This window comes from Winogradskyella maritima (assembly GCF_042650215.1).
GTDB lineage: Bacteria > Bacteroidota > Bacteroidia > Flavobacteriales > Flavobacteriaceae > Winogradskyella > Winogradskyella maritima.
Window position 1 is genome coordinate 1,353,167 of sequence record NZ_JBHSAT010000004.1, and the last position, 23,885, is coordinate 1,377,051.

Consider the following 23,885-nt stretch of genomic DNA (forward strand, 5'->3'; position numbering starts at 1 on the left):
ATGAGGAAAGTCGTAGCCTATTTTATAAGACACAGTGTTGCCGTGAATGTGGTGGTTTTGATGTTTGCTATATTCGGATTTTTCGGGGCAAAAAATTTAAAATCATCTTTCTTCCCGCTTGTTGACTCAAAAAACATAAGCATCAATGTGACTTATCCTGGGGCGTCACCTCAAGAAGTGGAAGAGGGAATCGTTCTCAAAATTGAAGATAATTTAAAAGGTCTTAATGGAATAGAGCGTGTCACTTCAACCTCACGTGAGAACAGTGGTAGTATCAACGTGGAAATTGAAAAGGGCAAGAATATAGATTTCATGTTGCTTGAGGTTAAGAATGCCGTGGACCGCGTACCGTCCTTTCCGGTAGGTATGGAACCTCTGGTAGTTGCCAAACAGGAAGCTCTACGACCTACGATAACCTTTTCTGTGAGTGGCAAAAATGTGTCCTTGGCGACATTAAAGCAGATTGGCCGTCAGATCGAAAACGACTTGCGAGGGATTGACGGTATTTCCCAAGTTCAGATTTCTGGTTATCCTGAAGAGGAAATAGAAATTGCAGTAAATGAAGCCGATTTATTGGCTTACAACCTCACCTTTGCCGAAGTGGCCCAAGCGGTTAATCAAGCGAGTTTAATTACTACGGGCGGGACAATTAAAACAGATGCCGAGGAATATTTAATTAGGGCAAATAACCGTTCTTACTACGCTGATGAGCTGTCTAATACAATCATACGGTCGGATGCTTCTGGTCGAAAAATTCAGCTTAAGGATGTCGCGAGTGTAAAAGACCAATTTTCTGAAACGCCAAACTCTAGCTATTTTAATGGTAATCTTTCCATAAATATTACCATCACCAGTACCAATTCTGAGGATTTAATTTCATCCGCAGAAAAAACCAAAGATTATATAGAGGACTTTAATCAGCGCTATGATAACATTCAATTAAATGTTGTCTCCGATAGGTCAACAACTTTAGTGCAACGAACAGCATTATTAACGGAGAACGCCGTTGTTGGGATGCTATTGGTATTGTTGTTTCTGTCACTTTTCCTAAATACAAGACTAGCCTTTTGGGTCGCTTTTGGATTACCTGTGGCTTTTTTAGGGATGTTTATGTTTGCGGGTTATTTTGATGTCACCATTAACGTTCTTTCTTTATTCGGAATGATTATCGTTATTGGGATTTTAGTAGATGATGGTATTGTCATCGCCGAAAACATATATCAACATTACGAACGTGGTAAAACACCAGAGCAAGCGGCCATTGATGGTGTGATGGAAGTTATGCCTGCAATACTTTCTGCTATAATCACTACGATATTGGCCTTTGGTATTTTCCTTTTTCTTGATGGACGTATTGGCGAGTTCTTTGGAGAAGTTTCTGTGGTGGTGATGTTGACGTTAATCGTCTCACTGGTTGAAGCTTTGATTATTCTTCCCGCGCATTTGGCGCATTCAAAAGCTTTAAGAGTAGAACAGCCTAAACCAAAAAAGGGCTTTTCGGGTTACGTGCAAAACGCTTTTTCAAAATTGAGATACATAAATGAATTCGGAGACCGTATTATGCGTTGGCTTCGGGATAATGTGTATAGCCCTGTTTTACGCTTTTCGTTGAACTATAAATTCTTGTCGTTTTCATTCTTCGTGGTCTTTATGATTCTAACATTTTCAAGCATTAGCGGTGGCATTATTAGAGTAGCATTTTTCCCACAAATAGCAAGTGATCAAGTCGCTATTAACCTTAACATGCCTAACGGGACTAATGAAAATGTAACAGATAGTATAATTTCATTTATTGAAGACAAAGCGATACTAGCGACCCAACAAATTCATGATGAATACATAGGGTCTGACAATCCCAGTGAATTTCTGGTAGAAAATATGATAAAGACGATTGGGCCGGGTTCATCTGCGGCGTCTCTTCAAATTAACCTATTGCCAGGCGAATTACGACCGAATGACATCACTACAAATTTGGTGACTGCTAGAATACAAGATTTAGTCGGCCCCGTTTTAGGTGTTGAAAGTTTAACCTACGGTGGCGGTGGTAACTTTGGTGGAAGTCCTATTTCCGTCTCTTTTCTTGGAAATAATATCGAGGAGCTAAAAGCTGTAAAAGCAGAATTAAAACAGAATTTAGAAAATAATATTTTGCTTAAAGACGTCACGGACAATGACCCGGCGGGAATAAAAGAAATTCGCTTAGAGCTCAATGAAACAGCTTATGCTTTAGGTTTGGATTTAAGGACGGTGATGGCACAAGTGCGTTCTGGATTTTTCGGCGCGCAGGCGCAACGTTTCCAAAGAGGCCAAGATGAAATTAGGGTTTGGGTGCGCTATGATAGAAGTGATAGGTCATCCATCACCAATTTGGATGATATGAGAATTACAACACCAGTGGGAGAAAAAATTCCATTGAATGAGATAGCATCCTATAGTATTATTAGAGGTGATGTAGCCATTAATCATTTAGAAGGACGGCGAGAAATACAAGTATCTGCCGATATCAAAGACCCTAAAAAGACCAGTTCTACAGATGTTATGGCTGAGATTAGGGATGAGGTGATGCCTGAGATTTTATCTAAATACCCAACAGTAACTCCGATTTTTGAAGGCCAGAACAGAGAGCGTCTTAAACTCACAAATTCTTTGGCTCCTGTGGGGCTTACGGTGTTGTTACTTATCTATATTGTCATTGCGTTTACATTCAGAAGTTATAGCCAGCCGTTAATTTTATTGCTGATTATTCCGTTGAGCTTACCGGCAGTGGCCTGGGGACATTGGATTCATGATTTTCCATTAAACATACTGTCTTTATTGGGTATTATTGCTCTTATTGGGATTATGGTGAATGACGGATTGGTACTTATAAGCAAATTTAATAGCAATCTGAAAGGCGGGATGGAATTTGACGAGGCCTTATACGAAGCTGGTCGTGCACGATTTAGAGCTATTTTTCTAACGTCCATAACAACAGTAGCCGGATTGGCACCATTGATTTTTGAAGAAAGTCGTCAGGCACAATTCCTCATACCTATGGCAGTGTCTATTGCTTATGGTATCGCCTTCGCCACAGTATTAACGTTAATAGTGTTACCGATATTTTTGTCGTTTAGCAATTACTTAAAGAAGAATGCTAAGTGGTTGGCAACGGGTAAGGATGTGACAAAAGAAGAAGTAGAACGGGCTATTAAAGAAAAAAATGAAGCACATGTCCATTAAGTTTAAAATAGCATTAGTTGCCTTATTTTCTTATGGCTCCATATTTAGCCAAAAGGTGGTTAGCCCTGAAGAGGCTATCACTTTGGCTTTAGAAAATAATTACGGGATTAAGATTGCCAATAATAATCTTGAAGTTGCGGAGAATAATACAAGTATTTTAAATTCAGGTTACTTGCCAACCCTTACTGGAAATGCTGGAGCTACCTTCAATAGGGATAACCTTAGTGCAGAGTTTGCCGATGGTAGAGAAACCACGTTAAATGGTGCTGAAAGCTCAAGATATAATGCGTCTTTAAATTTGAATTACACCATTTTTGACGGTTTGGGCAGGATGTATGATTATAAAAGTTTGAAGGAACAGTATGCGCTTTCAGAATTACAAGCCAGGGAAACCATTGAAAATACCATCGTACAATTACTGACCATTTATTACGATGTCGCGCAACGTGAAGAAAACCTATTATCCCTAAATGAAACTTTTGATATTTCGAAAGACCGATTAATACGTTCAGAATATCAGTTTGATTATGGCCAGACCACAAAATTGACTGTGCTTAATGCCGAAGTGGACATCAATAACGATAGCATCAATATCATCACCGCCCGCCAAGCGCTCATCAATGCCAAGCGCGACTTGGATGTAGTTACCGGAAACACTATTAATTCTGAATTTGAAGTCGATACAACCGTTACATTTTTAATGCAGTTGAATAAACAAGATTTAAGGCAAAAATTAATCGCAAATAATGTAAATCTTCAGCAAATAGAACGTAATATTCAAATTAGTGATTTTACAATTAAGGCCAATAAATCAGGATATCTTCCAACAATTGGGCTGAACGGTACCTACGGTTGGAATCAGAATAACAACAACGCCGCAAGCTTTGTGGCAGTGTCTACAAATACAGGCTTGTCTGCTGGGCTTAATCTCAGTTGGAATCTTTTTGATGGGGGTGCTACCATCACACGAGTGAAAAACGCCAAACTTAATCTTGAAAGTCAGAAACTCCAGAAAGAAGCTCTTATTCTTGATATTGAGCGGAATTTTAATAACGCTTGGGACGATTATCAGAATAAATTGACGATTCTTCAAGTTCAGGATATCAACATTAAGACCGCGCGAAATAATTTTGAGCGTACGGTTGAAAAATTCAAATTGGGTCAAGCAACATCCATTGAGTTTCGGCAAGCACAGTTGAACCTCTTGTCTACAGAATTAAGTCGGAATCAAGCTAAGTACGAAGCTAAACTTGCGGAAATCATTGTACTTCAATTAAGTGGAGAACTCCTAAATGTAAAGTTCTAGTATGGAAGAGCATTTCTTTCAATGTCCATATTGCTGGGAGACCATTTCTATGCTGATAGACCTATCGCAAACGCAACAGAATTATATTGAAGATTGCGAAATTTGTTGCAATCCCATTCAGATTAATGCTCAGATAGACGGCCAATCCATCACCTATTTCGATGCTCAGAGCATAGAACAGTGATTTTTAACACACTTGAATTCAATATTTTAAAATTTTTGAGTGTATTTCATCGAAAATATTTGTCGGTTTATCGAGTAGCGTCTATATTTGACTTGTTAATAGGTTCCCTCGCCCCAATAACCGCAACTATGAAACTTATTAAACTGACCTTATTATTTGTGCTATGCACAAGCTTAGCGTTTGCAGAAATACCGCAATCTGAGAAAAACGCATTACAAGATTTTTACGAAGCCACAAACGGTGCTGAATGGACCAACAAATGGGATGTGAATACACCGATGTCTAAATGGTGTGGGCTGACCATTGAAGATGGACATGTAGTAGCCATTGTGCTGAGTTTTAATAATCTCGAAGGTCACATACCAGCTTCAATCGGTGCATTAAAAAACTTGAGACGATTAGATTTGTCTTTCAATAAAATCAAGGGCACCTTTCCTGTAGCTTTAACTACTTTACCAAATATTGAAGAGATTAAATTATACAGCAATCAATTATCAGGTAACCTTCCAAACTCTATTGGTAACCTTACCAGTCTAAAGGCTTTGGAAATTTACAATAACGATTTTTCAGGAGCTTTGCCGGTATCTATCGGAAACTTAAAAAATCTTGAATTCTTAATGTTGAGTAGTAATCAGTTTATGGGAAAACTCCCAATTACGATTACGAATTTAAAGAAGCTTAAGGTGCTGAGTTTATTCGATAATAATTTCTTCGGAAATCTTCCAAACCGAATAGGTGAGATGGCTCAGTTGGAAGAATTGGTGCTATCTAATAACAGTTTCTTTGGTGAATTACCATCGAGCCTAGCGAAATTAGAAAAACTGAATACGCTTTTATTATCTAACAATAATCTAAGAGGAAACTTTGCGAAAGTTCAGGATCAGTTGCCAAACATCATGACGTTCGATATAGACGAAGCCAACACTAAAGGTGAGTTAGTAACCTTAGATATTGAAGATGACGAAGACGATAATTAATCTGTCTTTAAGTTATAATTAGATGAGTAACTCCTAAATGAAGATTTAGGAGTTATTTTTTTGAAAGCGCTTTGGCAAAGTTAAAAAAGGTAGTATATTTGCCATCCAATATCGCGGGATAGAGCAGTAGGTAGCTCGTCGGGCTCATAACCCGAAGGTCACTGGTTCGAGTCCAGTTCCCGCTACTAGAAAGCTCCTTGAGAAATCAAGGAGCTTTTATTTTAAAATTAATTAATGCTGGCATCAGAATAATTAAAGGATAAAGGTAAATTTAACTAATCAATGAGTTTAAAATGCCTTTAAAGCCAAACCTATTTTTTCAAAAAAAAACTTCAACAACCACAGGTATAATAACTGAGATTGCCAAAACAAGCTGAAATTTCAAAAATCCAGACAAGGAAGGTATCCCAAAACGATTGATTTTTTCATTACTTAAATATAATTGAAAAGAATATCAAGAATTAAATTCTATAACCTATTTCAAAAATCATATAACACAAAAAGGAGATTCGCATGGTAAATTTGTAACATACAATTAATTAATACTCCATGATTACTCGAAACTTAAATTTAAAAAACGCAAAAACCCTAAAAACGCTTTTAGAAACTGCATATGATATTGAAAGCAGTTATGACCAACTCATCGCACAGACCAAAAACGATGATTTAATCTTGTGGATTGATAACAAACGTCAAATTGCGACGGATTTAATTTTGGACATCCTTCTTGAATTGAATGATATGGAAATTACGCCAATGGAAAAAGGTTCTGTAGCTGGTGGATTAAATCGTTTGTGGTTTGATTTATTTTCGTCCGTAACTTTAATTAAAGATAGTTTTGTAATTAATAAGTGTAGAAAATTAGATAGAAACTTTGTGCGTACCATTAAGAAGTTTCAAAAGAGTTTCGCTATAGATGATAATTTTAAAGAGACGTTAGACAAGTACCGCGTAAAAATCTATCATTATAACAACCCAAATGGCAGTGAACATTTAATGGTGGTATAAAATTCGGCCTCTGTAATCATAAAACATATAGCAAAAAGCGCTCAGAAATACTTTCTGAGCGCTTTTTTTTGCTGTTTAACAAACATCTTATTTTCATAAACAATTTTGATGTATTTTAGCCATAAGACGAAGGTCAATTGAAGACTGTAGCTAACCTTTATAGAGCACATTAATTGAATGATTGAGTCAATGATATAGCACGATTTGCGTGATTTTTATTTTTTAAGGCAAGCATGAAATTATTTGTAAAGTTCGATTACAAAACACTTTGTAACAAGGTGTTAAACGAGGTACTAGAACGGCATAACATAGAGTTTGAAGTCACTGGTTTTGGAGAGGTTGACATTAAAGGCCAGCTTGCTGGTGAAGCCTATGATGAGTTGGTTGCTGAATTGGCATCTTATGGTACGTCTGTAATTGAAAATCAAAAAACCATTCTTGTTGAGAAAATTAAAGATGCTGTGATTGAAATGGTGTTTGAAGAAGAAAACCAGATTAAAGTAAACAGTTCTGTGTATCTGTCTGAAAAATTAGGACACAGTTATGGCCATTTGGCCAATCTTTTTTCTGAAATAACGTATTCATCCATTGAGAATTTCATCATCTTCCAAAAGATTGAATACACTAAAAAACTTATCATAAAAGAGAATATGAGCCTTACAGAAATTGCTTATAAACTCAATTACTCTAGCGTAGCACACTTAAGTGCACAATTTAAAAAAATGACGGGTATTACCCCTTCTGCCTTTCAGCGCATTATTGCAAAAAGGCAACAAATCACTAACGAATCTTAACAATGCAAGAAAACAAAATACATATAATCTTAGCGGATGACGATGCGGACGACCGTATGTTTTTTACCGAGGCATTTGATGAGTTAAAGATGAATACTCAAGTAGACACTTTTGATGACGGTGCTTACCTAATGGATTATTTTAATAGTGAAGATGCCAAAATACCTAGCGTCCTGTTTTTGGATTTAAATATGCCACGTAAAAATGGTATGGAATGTCTGCGAGAACTAAAGCAAAACAAGAAATTTGATAATATGGCCATTGCCATATATTCTACATCGGCCTCAGAGGAGGATATAGAAAACACATTTGTGGAAGGTGCCAATATTTACATTAAAAAACCAAATGATTTTAATGCTTTAAAAAAGGTGTTGTCTAACGTGGTTACCATTAATTGGCAATATCATAGTAACGGTCTTAACAAGGATAATTTTTTGATGCGCTTGTAACATGAATCGAAAGGCTTTCTACAAATCGTCGTGGTTCATCAGGACTGTTTTCTTTATCAGTCTTGGCCTTATCTTTATTATTGGCGCCATTGCCTTTAAAAATATTAAGAATCTCACGGATTCTTCAGACATGGTGGTTCATACCTATGTTGTTGATGTAGAACTGGAGCAAATATTGTCCTATCTTAAAGATGCGGAAACAGGCCAACGCGGTTTTTTGGTCTCAAAAGATTCCGTTTATTTAGATCCTTATAACTCTGGGCGCGAAAAGGTGAACAATAGTTTTGCCGTCCTTAAGGAGTTGACGAAAGACAACGAATTTCAACAAAAGAATCTTAAGGTGCTGAATACCCTCATAACTAAACGTCTTCAAGACCTTAAAGTCAGTACGCAACTCGGTCTAAGAAATGGTTTGGACAGCCCTGTTTTTCTTCAATCATTTTTAGAAGGAAAAGCAGAAATGGATGCCATACGTGATAAGATTAAAGAAATGATTTCCTATCAAAATCTTTTGCTTAAAAAAAGGCAGGAAGACTATGAAAGCGACCTTCAGTTTACGCCGATTTTTTTGTTCCTGTTGTTTATTCTGGCTTTGGCCATTATGTATTTGGCATACAAACGATTCATGCTAAATATCAAAGAAATGACGTTGGTCAATGATCAATTGACAATTTTTAAAGAATCCACTAAACAAGCTGAGCGTATAAGTAGCCATGGTAATTGGATATGGCATGTTGAAGATGATACATTTGAATATTCAGATAATTTGTATCGCTTGTTAGGTGTAGAGCCTCAGTCATTTGAGTCTACCATAGAGAATTTTATGAAGCACGTCCACCCCGATGATGTCGAAAAATTAGGAGCTGAGGTTGAGAAAATGAGAGAGAATAAGGAATTGCCTTTCATTTACTATAGAATCATTAGAGCTGATGGCGAATTGAGACATTTTAAAGGCTTTGGGAAATCCATAGTTAATTCTGAAGGCGAAGTTCAATTAGTAGGAACAGTTGTGGATATTACTGATGAAGTGAAGAATATGTATCAGCTCGAAGAACGAAATGAAGAGCTAGAGCTGAACAATAAAGAACTTTCGGCGTTCAACTATGTAGCTAGTCACGATTTACAAGAACCTCTGCGTAAAATCCAGACCTTTATTTCGCGATTGGAGAGTAAGGAGAAAGACAATCTATCAGATTCTGGAAAAGCATATTTAGAACGCATGAATTCCGCATCAACCCGTATGCGTGCCCTTATTGATGATTTGTTGCAATACTCAAGGACTAATAAGGCGGACCAAACTTTTGAAGCGACTGACCTTAACTCGGTTTTGGAAGATGCACAGCAAGATTTAGCCGAGCGTATCGCAGAGAGCCAAGCCAAGATTATTGCAGATGAGCTTCCTCAATTGGCAGTTGTTCCATTTCAGATTCAACAGTTGTTTGCTAATCTTATTGGTAATTCCATTAAATACGCTCATGTAGACAGGAACCCAGAAATAAAAATTACTAGCGATATCGTCTCAGCATCAAATCACCATGTATTAAAGGAATCGCGTGCAAATCGATATGCCAAAATTACCTTTCAAGACAATGGCATTGGTTTCGATAATGAATACGCCGAGAAAATTTTCGTACTTTTCCATAGACTTCATAATCGTGAGGATTATTCCGGTACGGGAATAGGGCTTTCCATCTGTAAAAAAATTGTAGATAACCATCATGGTTTTATCACTGCGGAAGGGCAAAAAGGAGTCGGCGCTACCTTCACTATCTTTCTTCCGACGGCACAAATTTCCTAGTATTTTTAGTATTTATGGGAATGTTATAACCACATCTTAAAATTGTGTAACATCAAAATGATCATTTATTAGACCTTTGTATAAATGATTTGAAGTTACCAATTATGAATTTTTTACAATGTAAACATTTAAAGAAAACAGCCTTACTCTTATTAGCGATGACTACGCTATGGGGTTGTGATTTTATAATGGATAAAAAACCAGACGATTCCGTTAATGTTGATGCCACACAAGAAATCATCATTTCAAAGGATAAGGAAATGGCAAAACTTTTAGTTGAGGCAACAGAAAAGAATTATGAGATTATAGAGATAGTAGAGCAGATTAAAACGATTTCAACACCTGATTCTATTGAAGCAATTGCTAATGACTTAGAAGCAGACCACAATCTATTGAGCAATGCTTACAATCGTATAGCAAGAGAAAGCTTAATTTCTATTCCTGAAGAGTCTGTTACTGCAAATCAAGATTACAATATAAAAAATGTTGATAGTCTTGAGCCAGTTTTAAAAATTATAACCAACAATATCGAAACTCAAATTAATGCTCTAAACCAATTAGAGCAGGCCGTTGACAACGCCGAGATTGCCCAACTTACTTTTAAATCTAAACGTGTACTGAAAGAGAATTTGCAAAAGATGGAAAACGTAATTAACAGTATTTAAAACTAAGACCAATGAAAACCATATTTAAGACATTATTTTTATTACTAGGTGTATTTATATTTATTAATAGTACCTACGCTCCGGCAGAATTACCAGATGAAGAAATCTTGGTTTATGATGGTTTTGAAGGCGATATGTACTTCTTTACAGACGCCAATGACGAACCAGTTATAATTAAAAGAAACAGTACAGATAAATTGTTTAAAGATGCAGATACATCTGAAGAATTAATCGATGCAAAATTTAAGACCCAATTTGATTCTAGAGTAGGGTACAGACCAAATAGAATTTATACCGTTAAAGAGGTTATGAATATCAATAGAATTCTTAGAGAATAAGGATGGAGTTTAGTTTATGTTTAGAGAAAAAATCGTTTCGAGAGAAGCGATTTTTTTATACGCTACTTTTTACCCATTTTTTGGTCCCTAAGTTCTTCAGCTAATAGGTGATTGCGAGTGGCTTCCCAAATAGCTTTAGACTCTTCTTTGTCTTTTAAAAGACCTATAGAAAACGAATCCATATCCAATTGACGGCTGTTTTCTAAAAATAAGTTTTGGTCTCTTAGGGACGCGTCTCCGATAAAAGCTAAATGCCATTCTGGAAACAAACGCCCCGATTTGTAACCACTGAAAACTTTTTTAATATTAAAGTGGCGATAATCTTTCTTTATTTTTGAAACGATGTTTTCCACATCAGATTTAGACCCTTCAATTATCTGAAAGAATTGTTGGTTGTGATATAACAAACAACCCGTAAGGTTATGTTCAGAATTCCATGCCGTAGATTCGTTAAGAATAGCTTGTATATGAGACTTCCTTAAATTATCCATAGCTTCAGAAGCGTAGCAATATTCGTAAATAGGGTCTTCAAGGAGGTATTCTTTTCGGTATTCGCTAGGTAACAAGCCAAATTCCTTTTTAAAGATAGAGGAGAAGTAGCTTCTGCTGTTTAATCCAATACTGTACACTATTTCAGAAATAGTGTTAGTATCATCTCTTAGTAACTCTTTCGCTTTATCTAATCGCACACTTAAGATGTACTTATTAACGCTACAATTAAATAGTTTTTTAAAACCGCGTTGTAATTTTTTTTCACCCACACCGATATATTCCACTAATTGCTCTAGCTTCATTGGTCGGTCAATGTTGTCCTGTATAAATTGGGCGAGGTTGATGAGTTTGTTTTCTTCAAGTTTACTAAGGCCAGAAGACAATGAGCTCTCTATTTCAGAGGTCTCAAAATCTTTAAATTGTGAGGCCACATTCTGAAGAGCCAAACCTTCCGCAAGCAGTCGGTCACTGAGATTACTGAAATTTAAATCAATAAGTTGTTTAGCAAACACCATATGTTTAGAGGATATGTGGCTAAAATGTACAAACGGCTCGTTGATGTAAGATTCTTCTAAAATTTCTAAAACAGAATCATCAAATTTTAAAGCATGTAACTCATCATTACTTTTTATGCTAACTGTAACTACGGTAGCCTTCAGGCGCTGTTTTGCCGGTAATTTAACGTTGGACCGACTGTTTGTTCGGCAACTCAAAATGAGGTTTTGGCGTCTATTGAGCGTATTTAGTACATCATTATTATCATGCTTTTGCACAAGATAACCTTCCAAACAACTTACAAAATGTAAACATTCACGGTTGCTGAATAAAGGTCCAATTTCTATATCCTTTTCAGAAACCAGGTTAAAGTTGATGACGCTAAGGTGCGACGATGAGGAAAATGCCTTTATATTCCCGTAAAAATCATCGTTGTCAACTAAGATTTGAGAATAGTCAGTATCCTTAATTAGTTTACCACCAAGTAATTCGTTTAATTGAGCAAGTGTTTGATGTAAAGCTTCCGTCATTAAATGTGTTCAATTGATGATTCAAAACTAAAGTGATAACTAGATTTTGTTTAACTGTATCAAAGATTAATTGGTCACTTTTGCGCCTTTTCCTACAAATTAGACATATTTGATATTTAATGGCATCAATAGCGATAACATTAATAGTTATTCGCATTGCATTTAATATTATATTTGAAGGATTCTTCTTTTGATAAAGAAAATCATAAATCTGTTAAGCAATAAGCCTGTACCTAATAGATTTGAAGAAAAAACAACCATTGATAAGAATCAACGTAAATACAGCAGTTGAAGGCCTGCGAAAGATGTCTATTGGCTGGGGCGGTAAATTTACCGAAGGCTTCGGTACGGCACGTTTAGACCTGGATAACCAAGTCGGTAAAGGATGTATATCCTCATATGATATTTTACCGGGTCTTTCGGTAAATACATACAATGTCCGTTTTAAAAAAGAAGTACGCTTTAGTAAAAATGAAGAGCAGATGAACCCGCTCTATTTTCTTTACTGTTTAAAGGGTTATTTTTATCATCGATTTGGTGACGACGGGGAGATGAAAAAGGTTTCCGAAATGCAGAGTGTGGTCCTTACCAGTTCTATAGACCAGACGAATGATGTTGTATTGCCGGCCAATACGGATTTGCAGATTTCGGTCATAATTTTAATGACCGAGAGACTCAAGGATGCCCAAGTAGGTAGCCGTCACTTTCTTCAGAAAACCTTGCAACAAACCTTCAGTTTTGTAGATAGTCAAACCTCGTTTAAACACTATGGAGAAATAAATCCTAAAACCTCCGAGTTTGCTAAAATCCTTATTGAAAATAAACGTACCGGTGTCGTTGGGCGTTTGCTTACGGAGGCTTCCGTGCTGAACACATTGGCATCACAACTTGAAAATTTAAAGGTCGCAAAGCTTAAACAGTCTCAAAATAAGCTGGTTGATGACTCTACGTTAAGAAAAGTAATAGGTCTCAGTGCCTATATATCCGATAATATTTCTCAGCGATTATCTGTGAATGAGTTGGCAATGGAGTCAGGTTTGTCACCAAAGAAGTTGCAACGTGCCATGAAATATCTTTATGGCTGTTCAGTCAACGAGTGTATTAGAAATGTAAAGCTAGAGTACGCTAAAGACCTCATACAATCCACAAACTTGTCCATTTCTGAAATCACTTATGAAGTCGGTTTTAGCAGTCGTAGTTACTTTTCTAGAATTTTTAACGAACGTTTTGGTATTCAACCTTATCATTTTAAGGAATCCTTTAAAAAAGATAACGTCTTGTTTGAGCTGAGCTATAGGTCACTTATGTCACCAGAGGTAAATTCAGAAGTCATTAGCGATATTGTCAGTGTGAGTCGCCGTCAGAACAAAATTCACAATATTACGGGTTGTTTGGTCTATCATAATAATATGTTTTTTCAACTATTGGAAGGGCCCAAAGATGCCGTTTTACAACTGTATGAAAATATAAAGGAAGACCAACGCCATTATGAAGTAAAAACCTTGTGGCAAGGTGCTAAACTCAAACGTATATTTGAAGATTGGAATTTGGCTTTGGTGTCCCAAAAAGGAAATTTCAAAGTTAAGGTAGATGGTGTTCTTAGGCACGTCAATTTAGATGATATCATGAAGGAGAATGAAGACCTCTCCATTTCTTCGGATTTACTTTGGCGTCGTGTCCGTAATATCCTGAAGACAGCATAGCTGTAAATACATAATCAGACTATCTGTGTTTTGTATTTTTGCCTTATGTTAAATAATCTTACCAACGAATTTTTTGGAATCGGCATTCAAAACGGAAAAACACCTGAAAATTTAGGTGTCCTTTGGCGAACAGCTCAAACATGGGTGCCAGCTTTATTTTTACTATTGGGAATCGTTATGCCAAGCAGGCTTCAGACACGCATAACGCGGTTAAATCCATGCCGTATTATCACTATACAACCTTTGAAGAATTTTTTGCGCATCTCCCAAAAGGCGCACGACTGGTCGGTGTAGAATTAACAGAAGACGCAGAAGATTTAGAAACCTTTCATCACCCAAGGCGTTGTGTCTATCTACTAGGCGCCGAAGACCACGGCTTGTCTAAAATAGCGATAGAAAAAAGTCATTTTTTAGTAAAATTTAATTCCGAATTAAGCCTCAACGTCGCCGTCGCGGGTAGTATTGTGATGTACGATAGGGGAATAAATAAACCAAGGTCGTAACTTTGCCATAAATTGAGAAGATGCACAAAGCAGGTTTTGTAAATATTATTGGGAATCCCAACGTGGGCAAATCCACTTTAATGAATGCCTTTATCGGGGAGAAGTTATCTATCATTACATCTAAGGCCCAAACCACGAGACACCGTATTTTGGGGATTGTCAATGGCGAGGATTTTCAAATGGTCTTAAGTGACACACCTGGTATCATCAAACCTGCGTACGAGTTGCAGTCATCGATGATGGACTTTGTTAAATCTGCGTTCGACGATGCTGATGTTCTCATCTACATGGTAGAAATCGGCGAAAAAGAATTGAAGGATGAAAAGTTTTTTAATAAGATTACCAATTCTGAAATTCCGGTGTTGCTCCTGCTGAATAAGATTGATAAATCCAATCAAGAGCAAATGGAAGAGCAAGCACAGCTTTGGCAGGAGAAAGTCCCCAATGCTGAATTTTTTCCAATTTCTGCGTTGGAAGGGTTTAACGTACCTAACGTGTTTAACCGAATTATTGAATTGTTACCGGAATCTCCACCATTCTATCCTAAAGACCAACTTACTGATAAACCAGAACGGTTTTTTGTCAATGAGGCCATTCGTGAAAAAATATTGTTGCATTACAAAAAGGAAATCCCTTATGCTGTTGAAGTTGATACAGAGGAATTTTTTGAAGAGGAAAACATCATCCGAATGCGTTCCGTCATCATGGTAGAGCGCGAAACCCAAAAAGGTATCATTATTGGCCATAAAGGTGAAGCCATAAAACGTGTTGGTATCGAAGCCCGGAAAGACCTCGAAAAGTTCTTTGGTAAGCAGGTTCATTTGGAACTCTACGTAAAAGTCAATAAAAACTGGAGAAGTAACCAGAAGCAGTTGAAGCGTTTTGGTTATAATCAGAAGTAGGTTTCAGTCGCAGTTAACATTCGCAGTCTCAGTCTCAGTTTTCAGTCTCAGTTTGTAGTATTTCCATTTCCCGCCAAGCTTTGCGCCTTCGCGCCTTCGCGAGAGTTACTTAAGTAATAGAGTAAGCTTTTTTGGAATTTAGCCCCGACACTTCGGGATTGGAATTTATCTTCCCCGTCCAACTTTGCGTCTTAGCGCCTTCGCGAGAGTTACTTCAGCGTTAGAGTAAGTTTTTGGAATTTAGCTTTTCGAGTAAGCCTTTTTTGGAATTTTGTGTTTGTGATTTGTAATTTAATACGTTGTAATACGAACCCTTATTTATCGTATATTTGCACCCGCTTACAGGAGATGTAATGCAGAGTAAATCAAACAGATATGGGTAATATAGTAGCCGTTGTTGGGCGTCCTAATGTAGGTAAATCAACATTCTTCAACAGATTAATACAACGTCGCGAAGCGATAGTAGATGCCGTTAGTGGTGTAACCAGAGACAGACATTACGGAAAAAGCGATTGGAATGGAAAGGAATTTTCCCTAATCGATACTGGCGGATATGTCAAAGGGAGTGATGATATTTTCGAGGAGGAAATAGACAAACAAGTGCTTTTGGCAATAGAGGAAGCTGATGCTATCATTTTTATGGTAGACGTTGAATCTGGTGTAACGGGTATGGACGAAGAAGTAGCCAACATTCTTAGACGTGTTGAAAAACCTGTGTTTTTAGCAGTCAATAAAGTAGATAACAACGCTAGAGCACAAGATGCCGTTGAATTTTATAGTCTAGGTTTGGGCGATTATTATACTATTGCTAGTATTAACGGAAGTGGAACAGGCGATTTATTGGATGCTTTGGTAGAAGCCTTGCCAGATGTGGACGAGGAAGAAGAAGCTGAGGCACTACCACGTTTCGCTGTCGTAGGACGACCAAATGCAGGGAAGTCCTCTTTTATCAATGCCTTGATTGGTGAAGAGCGCTACATCGTTACTGATATAGCAGGAACAACACGAGATTCAATAGATACGAGATATAATCGATTCGGATTTGAATTCAATCTAGTCGATACGGCAGGAATTCGTCGTAAATCAAAAGTCAAGGAGGATTTAGAATTTTATTCTGTGATGCGTAGCGTTCGTGCTATAGAGCATTGTGATGTGTGTCTGTTGGTATTGGATGCAACGAGAGGATTTGACGGACAGGTTCAGAATATCTTTTGGTTAGCAGAACGTAACCGTAAAGGTGTTGTAATTCTGGTGAACAAATGGGACTTGGTAGAGAAAGACAACAAGACGGCAAAAGACTTTGAAAAACATATCCGTAACGAAATCGCACCATTTACCGATGTCCCGATTGTGTTCATTTCGGTATTGAATAAGCAACGTATTTACAAAGCCATAGAAACAGCCGTTGAGGTTTATAAAAATCGAACAAAGCGTATTAAAACCAGTGTGTTAAATGAGGTATTGTTGCCAATCATAGAAAGCAATGAACCACCAGCCTACAAAGGAAAATACGTAAAGATTAAATACATTATGCAACTGCCAACACCACAACCGCAGTTTGCTTTTTTCTGTAATTTACCGCAATACGTAAAAGAACCTTACAAACGTTTCCTAGAGAATCAGTTGCGTGACCATTTCGATTTTCACGGTGTACCCATTAGTGTTTACATGAGGAAAAAATAGTACTTTTAGGTGCTATGTATGAAGAAAAATTGTCAAAACTAATTTTATGTTTTCTTGTGTTATCCTCTTTTTTGGGGATAGCTCAAAATACTCCTCCTTCTGTGACGGTTACAGGTGATCAGGTATATTGCCCAGACGGACCATTACCTGTGGTCAGTTCTATTAGAATTTCAAACCAAGATCCAACAGCTACAGAATTACCTGAAGTTATTGTTCAAATTTCTGTGGGTTATGAGATGGGCTTGGATATCTTGAGTTTAAGTGGTGTTCACCCAAATATTTCTGCAAGTTGGGACGCTACGCAAGGGCAATTAACATTAACTGGACCAGCAACATTTGAAGCATTTGAAAGTGCAGTTTCAAATGTGCTTTTTGAGACTACACAAACGTTATTTATACAAGACCGACAGATTTCAGTAAACCTCAGTGACAATAAGTACTTACCTAGTACAGGGCATTATTATGTCTATGTATCATCACCAGGTATTTCATGGTCGGCAGCGAGAACTGAAGCCTCTCAAATGACTCTGTTTGGAGTACAAGGGTATTTGGCCACTATTACATCAGAGGAAGAAGCCCAGTTAACAGGAGAGCAAAGTCCTGGAACAGGTTGGATAGGCGCAACAGACGTCCAAGAAGAAGGGGTTTGGATATGGGTAACTGGGCCAGAGGCAGGGACTCAATTTTGGCAAGGCGGTGTTGGAGGCTCTACAGTAAATGGTTCTTTTGAATTTTGGAATAGTGGAGAGCCTAATAACCTTGGAGAAGAGCATTATGCCCACATAACGGATCCTAGTATAGGAATACCGGGCTCATGGAATGATTTAGACAATGCAGGAAGTCCAGACCCGACCAATCCATATCATCCCCGTGGTTTTTTTGTAGAGTTTGGTGGTCTTCCTGGCGATCCTCCTTTAAATTTATCAGCGAGTACAGAGATACTAATGCCTCGTATTACTATAGACGACACCCCTGTTGAGGTATGTGAGAATGTTACCATACAACTCGAGGCAACTACAAATACTACTAATATATTGTGGTACGGAACATCCACATCACCAACACTTTTAAATACAGGTTTATCATACCAAGTCAACCTGAGTAGTTCAACAACATTTTGGTTGCAACCTGCGGTTGATGGCTGTACTAATTTACGCCGATACCCCTTATTGGTTAATGTAAATCCTTTGCCAGAGTCTGCAGATATAAGTGTTTCGCAGTGCGACGATGCTGTGTTAGATGGTTTGGTAGCCTTCAATCTCAGCAGTTATGACAATTTAGTCAGTAATGGTACTGTTGCAAATAGGAGCGTCACCTATTTTGAAGATGCCAGCCTAATGACGGAAATAGATAATTCCAACTATACCAATACGAGCAACGGACAGATAGTCTATGCCAAAGTTACCGATACAACGTCTGGCTGTTTTTCAACTGCTGAAGTGACCTTAAATGTGAGTAGCTCATCTTCCGAAATGGTAGAACTCGAAGCCTGTGATGCTTTGGAAGGCGAAGGGTTTACAAATTTTGATTTGTCGGAACTCGATGCTCAGTTACTAACAGGAACGCCACCAGGTACATCGGTAGACTACTACCTTAATTTTGAAGATGCCTTGCTTCAAAACAATGCTTTGCCTACAGATTTTTCAAATACTCAGGCGTTTGAACAGACCATTTTTGCAAGAGTGCAAGATGATGTTAACTGTTATGGTATCAACACGGCACGTTTAATTGTAAAACCACTGCCCAACATTCTGCCCGATGAAAGCATTTTTTATTGTTTAAATACATTTCCAGAAACTATTAAAATAAATGGTGGCGTCGTGGATGATATTCCAAATAACTATTTCTACAACTGGTCTACCGGCGAAACAACCATTGAAATTGAAGTGAATGAACCTGGTGACTACGACGTCGAAGTCCGAGGTGTCAATGGTTGTGCTAGAACACGCACTATCACCGTTGTAGCATCATCTACAGCCATGTTTGAAAATTTTAATGTCAATAACAATACAGTAACCGTGAATGTTCTTGGTGAAGGGATTTATGACTACAGTCTAGACAATCCAACAGGACCGTTTCAAGAGTCGAATACGTTTACTGAGGTCACGCCTGGTTTTCATGATGTTTACGTCAATGATAGAAATGGCTGTGGTATTGTGTCTCAACGTGTTGCGGTGTTAGGATTCTCTAAGTATTTTACGCCAAACGGGGATGGGAACAATGATTTTTGGAGCATTAAGGGTTTAGAAGATTTAGACTTACAAATTTCAGTCTTTCATATTTTTAATCGTCATGGAAAATTAATTCAAATTTTATCAGCTTCAAACCCGCAATGGGATGGACGCTATAATGGCAATCCTATGCCTACTGACGATTATTGGTTTTCAGGTCAGTTGAGTGATGGGCAAACCATTTCAGGTCACTTTGCTTTAAAGCGCTAAATGTCAATAGAGTTATTTATAGAAAAATTAAGAATTTTCATACGAAAGAACGACTATTTTCGTTTTTAGTATCAACTATATTCAAATTAAAACTAAACAAATAGTTGTTTAACTATAAAAATAGTTTTAATTTTGAATGACCAATCATCAATCAATCTAATGAAATATTTCCTACCGCTATTTTGCCTGCTGTGTATCAATTTAGTAACAGCGCAACAAAAATCCTTCGTACTTAAAGGGCAATTAACTGCTGTTGACACAAAAGCACCTTTAGAGTCTGCAACCGTCTACTTGGAGCGCGTTAAAGACAGCAGTCTTGTCACTTATACGATATCTGATAAGGACGGACTTTTTCAACTCGAAGACAGAACCTACGACGACAATTTAAACCTTTTCATATCCTACATAGGGTACAAGGCGTACAAAAAAACCGTGTCAATTGACAGGGAATTGATTGATTTAGGTACCATAGAAATGCAAGTTGATGATAACGCTTTAGATGAGGTTGTTATAAAATCGCGCGCACCGATTACCATAAAAAAGGATACGTTGGAGTTTAACGTAAAATCCTTCAAAACCAAAAAAGACGCAAGCGTGGAAGACCTCTTAAAACAATTGCCAGGTGTTGAGGTCGATGACGAAGGCAACATTACGGTCAATGGGAAAAGCGTGAATAAAATTCTGGTTAACGGAAAACCCTTCTTCGGAAATGACCCAACCATTACCACCCGAAACCTGACTAAAGAACTGATTGAAAAAGTTCAAATAACAGATACAAAGACCAAGTCTGAAGCCTTTGCTGGCGAGGAGGGCGATGATGAAAACAAAACCATAAACCTAACCATTAAGGAAGAAAATAACAAAGGTGTTTTTGGTCGGGTCTCTGCCGGAGGAGGTACTGATGAACGATACGAATTTGCAGGTCTCGTCAACTACTTTGATAATGACCGACGGATTTCCGTACTCGGTGGTGGCAATAACATCAACTCGCCAGGGTTTAGCTTTGGAGAGATACAAAAGATGTTTGGTAATGTTAGTTCCATTTCAATTAATAGTAACGGTAATTTTTCCATCAACGGACGTTCATTTGGTGGAGGCGGTGATGGCATTGTGACCTCCCGAAGCACAGGCGCCAATTATGCCGATGAATTATCTAAAGGCGTTGACGTGGCTTCAGATTATTTTTATTCGAAAAGTAATTCAGAAAATGAATCAACTACCGAAAGGGAAACCATTCTTCCGGATTCTAGATTTTTTACAAATTCTAATATCAGAACTACCTCAGATAACGATAATCATAGATTCAATACGGAATTTGATATTGAAGTCGATTCTACTTTTCTCATCAACATTAGGCCGTCGTTTAATTATGGAAATTCCATAAGTCAGAATAATCGATTTGAAGAAACCTTGGATGAAAATCAAGTAAAATCCAACCAAACGACTTTCAGTTCGTTTAATGAATCTTTTGTAAAGAATTTTCAAAATGATTTAGACATCACAAAGCGTTTAGATAGCAATGGGTCGTTTTTAAAATTTGGCTTTCAGGTTGAATTTAATAGAGATGAAAGCGAAAATTTTCAACGTTCTGAAACCTTAATTAATGACCCTGACCAAGATGACATTACTAGAGACCAATTTTTAGACGATGACGCCTCGTTTGATAGATACCGATTGAGTGCTACTTATCGTATTCCCATCATTTCGAAGACCTTGTTTTTAGATACCGAGTTGAGCTATGTGTCCGAAGTGCGGAACAGTGTAAATTCTGCCTTCGATTTTAATGATGCAACGCTGGAATATGACTTGTTTAACGCCGACCTGAGTTCCGACTTTAAATTTCGAAATTTAAGAACCACGCCTAAACTAAGTGTTAGGTACAACAAAGATAAATTTGGTATTGGTTTTGGGGTAGGTTATGTGATGCGAACTATTGAAAATGAAGATGGTCTACGACCAGAATTTGACATAAAACGAAATTTTAGAGCTCTGGAATTTAATGGGAATACCAATTACAGATTCAGCGATAAGTCTTCCATGTATTCTAGCTTTAGCTATACCAACACACCACCACAATTGCGACAATTGCAGGCTTTTCAAGATGTGTCTAATCCTTTGAATATTGTAACTGGTAACCCCAATTTGTCGCCTTCAAATAATTTCCGGATGTTCGGTGGCTTCAATAGTTTCGATTGGCAAAAACGAACCGGTTTTTTCGGAAATATAAACGCGAGTTTTACCCGAGACCAAATCGTGACAAGAACGATTGTGGACGAGAATTTTGTTCGGAATACAACTTATGAAAATGTCAATGGTAACTATAATGTAGGTGTCAACGGGTCGTTTAGAAAGTCCGTAAAACTAGATTCTACCAAGACTTTGAAATACCGCATTGGTGGTAATATTAATTCTAATAAGCGCATCAACTTTAATAATGATGTAAAATATTCAGCAAAGAATACCTCGGTTGGTCCTTCGGTTGGTCTGACGCTAGATTGGAAAAAAGTATTAGAAATTGCACCAACCTATAGACTTAATTACACCAACTCTACTTTTGATATAGCTCAATTTGAAGACCAGAGTTTTGTAACGCATAATGTGGGAATTAGAACAGCGACTTTTGTGCCGAAGAAGCTAGAATGGCGGAACGACATCAATTTTAATTACAATCCAAATGTTGCGCCAGGCTTTCAAAAGAGTGCTTGGTTTTGGAATTCTACCTTGGCCTATTCCATGCTAAAAGACAAAGGCACGTTGACCTTGAAAGCCTATGATTTATTAAACCAAAATACCAACGCCAGGCGAACCATTACTGCTGATTATATTCAAGATTCTGAAAGTACGGTACTACGTCGCTATTTTATGCTAAGCTTTAGTTGGAAATTTAATAGTCTTGGCCCCAAAGGCAGTACAAACGATAGTAGTTTTATAATTTTGGATTAGGGTTTTAATAACAGTTTGCAGACACAGTTTTCAGTATAGAAAATTTGATAGAAAGAAATGACATTCAATAGTCATGACTTCTATTTGCTATCAAATCAGCTTTGCGTCTTCAACTCTCTCCAAAACAATTGTCATCTGCGCCGTCTTGGAACTTTGAACTTTGAAATTTGAACTTGGAATTTGGAACTTTAAACTTTCAAGCCTACCAACCCCCAGAAGCGCCACCGCCTCCGAAGCCTCCACCACCGAAACCGCCTCCAAAGCCACCACCGAATCCTCCGCCGGAAGAACCTCCAAAACCGCCACCACCAAAGCCTCCAGAACCTCGCGAATAACTGCCACGGCCCATATTGCTTAGGATAATTGCGTCGAGAAGACTGGTGCCTCCTGAATTGGAACCACTGCCTGGACCACCACGACCTCTGTTTTTAGAAATGGATATGATGATAATGATGAAAAAGACAAATAAAATGAAGAAGACACCAAAAGGGAATTCCGGCATATCATCTTGTCGTGTGCCTTGGTACTCGCCATTAAGCGCTTTAAAAATGGAATCGGCTCCAGCGTTAAGTCCGCCGTAATAATCATTTTGTTTAAAGTGGGGGATTATGTCCCGCTCAATAATATGTCGGCTGAGTGCATCAGGCAAGGCACCTTCTATGCCATAGCCTGTATTAATTGCAATCCTACGGTCACCTTTTGCAAGAAGAATAAGAATGCCATTGTCTTTATCTGCTTGACCAATGCCCCATTTTTCGCCCCATTGGGCTCCAAGATAATTGATATTTTCACCTTCGGTGGAATTAATGATGGCCACAACAATTTGTGTTGAGGTCGTATCTGAATACCGAACCAATTTGCCTTCTAATTCGGTCTTTTGAGAAGCGGATAATAGATTGATGTAATCGTAAATACTTGTTTGCTTTTCAGGAATAGGTGGAATTTTAAACTGCGCTAAAACAGATTGACTACTGAATAAGAACACAAAACATAATAGAAGAGAGTATATGTGCTTATTCATCCTACAGAAATGCTATTGTCCAATTCATCAATATCGCCATGAATCCAAGGAAAGTGTGCCGACAATTCTTTGCCAGCGCGTAAAACCCCTTCAATAAGGCCTTGGGCAAATTCTCCTTTTTTAAAATGACTAGCCATAATATCTCTGGTACTATCCCAGAAAGTTTGTCCAACAACGGCATTGATGCCACTGTCACCGTAAATCACAAATTCTTTTTTGTTGATGGCAACATAAATCAAAACCCCATTTTGGGCTTTGGTATTATCCATTTTTAAGAGATGAAAGACTTCCATAGCATGGTCTTCCACAGGCCCATCACAGGTACTTTCTATATGCACGCGGATTTCACCAGAGGTTGATTTTTCCGCAGTACGAATGGCTTCAACAATGTTAGCCTCTTCGTCCGCAGTAAGGAAGTCTTCAAGTTTGCTCAT

General features: G+C 37.7%; 18 protein-coding genes, 1 tRNA gene and 1 pseudogene. 17 read left to right on the forward strand and 3 right to left on the reverse strand.

Annotated elements, in window-relative coordinates; translation table 11 throughout:
• The 11 genes from ACFOSX_RS07170 (at window position 1) to ACFOSX_RS07220 (ending at window position 10,738) form a co-directional block, all read left to right on the forward strand.
• On the forward strand, window positions 1–3,219 hold the full coding sequence (locus ACFOSX_RS07170; protein ID WP_386098477.1) for an efflux RND transporter permease subunit: 3,219 nt from the start codon (window positions 1–3) through the stop codon (window positions 3,217–3,219).
• Window positions 3,209–4,525: a TolC family protein gene (locus ACFOSX_RS07175; RefSeq protein ID WP_386098480.1), complete on the forward strand. Its 1,317-nt coding sequence runs from the start codon at window positions 3,209–3,211 to the stop codon at window positions 4,523–4,525. The genes ACFOSX_RS07170 and ACFOSX_RS07175 overlap by 11 nt, the downstream gene beginning before the upstream one ends.
• 1 nt (window position 4,526) lies before the next feature.
• A complete protein-coding gene (locus ACFOSX_RS07180; protein ID WP_386098483.1) occupies window positions 4,527–4,709 on the forward strand; it encodes a CPXCG motif-containing cysteine-rich protein in 183 nt (60 codons plus the stop codon).
• A 128-nt stretch (window positions 4,710–4,837) separates the two neighbouring features.
• On the forward strand, window positions 4,838–5,686 hold the full coding sequence (locus ACFOSX_RS07185; RefSeq protein WP_386098486.1) for a leucine-rich repeat domain-containing protein: 849 nt from the start codon (window positions 4,838–4,840) through the stop codon (window positions 5,684–5,686).
• A gap of 112 nt (window positions 5,687–5,798) precedes the next feature.
• A tRNA-Met gene (locus tag ACFOSX_RS07190) sits at window positions 5,799–5,871 on the forward strand.
• A gap of 364 nt (window positions 5,872–6,235) precedes the next feature.
• On the forward strand, window positions 6,236–6,694 hold the full coding sequence (locus tag ACFOSX_RS07195; protein ID WP_386098489.1) for a DUF2383 domain-containing protein: 459 nt from the start codon (window positions 6,236–6,238) through the stop codon (window positions 6,692–6,694).
• 233 nt (window positions 6,695–6,927) lie between these two features.
• Window positions 6,928–7,488: a helix-turn-helix domain-containing protein gene (locus tag ACFOSX_RS07200; RefSeq protein ID WP_386098492.1), complete on the forward strand. Its 561-nt coding sequence runs from the start codon at window positions 6,928–6,930 to the stop codon at window positions 7,486–7,488.
• A gap of 2 nt (window positions 7,489–7,490) precedes the next feature.
• On the forward strand, window positions 7,491–7,937 hold the full coding sequence (locus ACFOSX_RS07205; protein WP_386098495.1) for a response regulator: 447 nt from the start codon (window positions 7,491–7,493) through the stop codon (window positions 7,935–7,937).
• Between the two features lies 1 nt (window position 7,938).
• Window positions 7,939–9,735 (forward strand): sensor histidine kinase, encoded by a 1,797-nt coding sequence (locus tag ACFOSX_RS07210; protein WP_386098498.1) that lies wholly within the window; start codon window positions 7,939–7,941, stop codon window positions 9,733–9,735.
• 104 nt (window positions 9,736–9,839) lie between these two features.
• Entirely contained in the window at window positions 9,840–10,400 is a 561-nt protein-coding gene (locus ACFOSX_RS07215; protein WP_386098501.1) for a hypothetical protein, read from the forward strand.
• 11 nt (window positions 10,401–10,411) lie between these two features.
• Window positions 10,412–10,738: a hypothetical protein gene (locus ACFOSX_RS07220; RefSeq protein ID WP_386098504.1), complete on the forward strand. Its 327-nt coding sequence runs from the start codon at window positions 10,412–10,414 to the stop codon at window positions 10,736–10,738.
• Between the two features lie 62 nt (window positions 10,739–10,800).
• Here the strand turns inward: ACFOSX_RS07220 and ACFOSX_RS07225 are convergent, their stop codons facing one another.
• Entirely contained in the window at window positions 10,801–12,255 is a 1,455-nt protein-coding gene (locus ACFOSX_RS07225; RefSeq protein ID WP_386098507.1) for a BLUF domain-containing protein, read from the reverse strand.
• Between the two features lie 242 nt (window positions 12,256–12,497).
• Here ACFOSX_RS07225 and ACFOSX_RS07230 point away from each other — a divergent pair, with 242 nt between their 5' ends.
• The 6 genes and pseudogenes from ACFOSX_RS07230 (at window position 12,498) to ACFOSX_RS07255 (ending at window position 22,430) form a co-directional block, all read left to right on the forward strand.
• Window positions 12,498–13,958, forward strand: coding sequence for a BLUF domain-containing protein (locus ACFOSX_RS07230; RefSeq protein WP_386098510.1), 1,461 nt, complete (start codon window positions 12,498–12,500; stop codon window positions 13,956–13,958).
• A 45-nt stretch (window positions 13,959–14,003) separates the two neighbouring features.
• Window positions 14,004–14,461 (forward strand): annotated as a pseudogene (locus ACFOSX_RS07235) (RNA methyltransferase).
• Between the two features lie 20 nt (window positions 14,462–14,481).
• The gene (era, locus tag ACFOSX_RS07240; RefSeq protein WP_386098513.1) at window positions 14,482–15,363 is read left to right on the forward strand and encodes a GTPase Era; all 882 of its coding nucleotides are present in this window, start codon (window positions 14,482–14,484) and stop codon (window positions 15,361–15,363) included.
• Between the two features lie 375 nt (window positions 15,364–15,738).
• Window positions 15,739–17,046, forward strand: a complete 1,308-nt coding sequence (gene der / locus ACFOSX_RS07245; protein ID WP_386098516.1) for a ribosome biogenesis GTPase Der — start codon at window positions 15,739–15,741, stop codon at window positions 17,044–17,046.
• A 101-nt stretch (window positions 17,047–17,147) separates the two neighbouring features.
• The gene (locus ACFOSX_RS07250; protein WP_386098519.1) at window positions 17,148–19,487 is read left to right on the forward strand and encodes a T9SS type B sorting domain-containing protein; all 2,340 of its coding nucleotides are present in this window, start codon (window positions 17,148–17,150) and stop codon (window positions 19,485–19,487) included.
• A 159-nt stretch (window positions 19,488–19,646) separates the two neighbouring features.
• Entirely contained in the window at window positions 19,647–22,430 is a 2,784-nt protein-coding gene (locus tag ACFOSX_RS07255) for an outer membrane beta-barrel protein (protein WP_386098522.1), read from the forward strand.
• A gap of 202 nt (window positions 22,431–22,632) precedes the next feature.
• Here ACFOSX_RS07255 and ACFOSX_RS07260 read toward each other — a convergent pair whose 3' ends face one another.
• Together ACFOSX_RS07260 and ACFOSX_RS07265 are read right to left on the reverse strand one after the other, a co-directional pair.
• Window positions 22,633–23,451, reverse strand: a complete 819-nt coding sequence (locus ACFOSX_RS07260; RefSeq protein WP_386098525.1) for a TPM domain-containing protein — start codon at window positions 23,449–23,451, stop codon at window positions 22,633–22,635.
• Complete coding sequence (locus ACFOSX_RS07265) at window positions 23,448–23,885, reverse strand: TPM domain-containing protein (protein WP_386098533.1); 438 nt, start codon at window positions 23,883–23,885, stop codon at window positions 23,448–23,450. The genes ACFOSX_RS07260 and ACFOSX_RS07265 overlap by 4 nt, the downstream gene beginning before the upstream one ends.

Excerpts from the sequence above, each read along its gene's own strand:
- ACFOSX_RS07220 (WP_386098504.1), top strand. The coding sequence starts at position 10,412 with ATGAAAACCATATTTAAGACATTATTTTTATTACTAGGTGTATTTATA.
- ACFOSX_RS07205 (WP_386098495.1), top strand. The coding sequence starts at position 7,491 with ATGCAAGAAAACAAAATACATATAATCTTAGCGGATGACGATGCGGAC.
- der (WP_386098516.1), top strand. The coding sequence starts at position 15,739 with ATGGGTAATATAGTAGCCGTTGTTGGGCGTCCTAATGTAGGTAAATCA.
- ACFOSX_RS07185 (WP_386098486.1), top strand. The coding sequence starts at position 4,838 with ATGAAACTTATTAAACTGACCTTATTATTTGTGCTATGCACAAGCTTA.
- ACFOSX_RS07260 (WP_386098525.1), bottom strand. The coding sequence starts at position 23,451 with ATGAATAAGCACATATACTCTCTTCTATTATGTTTTGTGTTCTTATTC.
- ACFOSX_RS07255 (WP_386098522.1), top strand. The coding sequence starts at position 19,647 with ATGAAATATTTCCTACCGCTATTTTGCCTGCTGTGTATCAATTTAGTA.
- ACFOSX_RS07225 (WP_386098507.1), bottom strand. The coding sequence starts at position 12,255 with ATGACGGAAGCTTTACATCAAACACTTGCTCAATTAAACGAATTACTT.
- ACFOSX_RS07210 (WP_386098498.1), top strand. The coding sequence starts at position 7,939 with ATGAATCGAAAGGCTTTCTACAAATCGTCGTGGTTCATCAGGACTGTT.
- ACFOSX_RS07200 (WP_386098492.1), top strand. The coding sequence starts at position 6,928 with ATGAAATTATTTGTAAAGTTCGATTACAAAACACTTTGTAACAAGGTG.
- ACFOSX_RS07175 (WP_386098480.1), top strand. The coding sequence starts at position 3,209 with ATGTCCATTAAGTTTAAAATAGCATTAGTTGCCTTATTTTCTTATGGC.
- era (WP_386098513.1), top strand. The coding sequence starts at position 14,482 with ATGCACAAAGCAGGTTTTGTAAATATTATTGGGAATCCCAACGTGGGC.
- ACFOSX_RS07170 (WP_386098477.1), top strand. The coding sequence starts at position 1 with ATGAGGAAAGTCGTAGCCTATTTTATAAGACACAGTGTTGCCGTGAAT.
- ACFOSX_RS07195 (WP_386098489.1), top strand. The coding sequence starts at position 6,236 with ATGATTACTCGAAACTTAAATTTAAAAAACGCAAAAACCCTAAAAACG.
- ACFOSX_RS07265 (WP_386098533.1), bottom strand. The coding sequence starts at position 23,885 with ATGAGCAAACTTGAAGACTTCCTTACTGCGGACGAAGAGGCTAACATT.
- ACFOSX_RS07180 (WP_386098483.1), top strand. The coding sequence starts at position 4,527 with ATGGAAGAGCATTTCTTTCAATGTCCATATTGCTGGGAGACCATTTCT.
- ACFOSX_RS07215 (WP_386098501.1), top strand. The coding sequence starts at position 9,840 with ATGAATTTTTTACAATGTAAACATTTAAAGAAAACAGCCTTACTCTTA.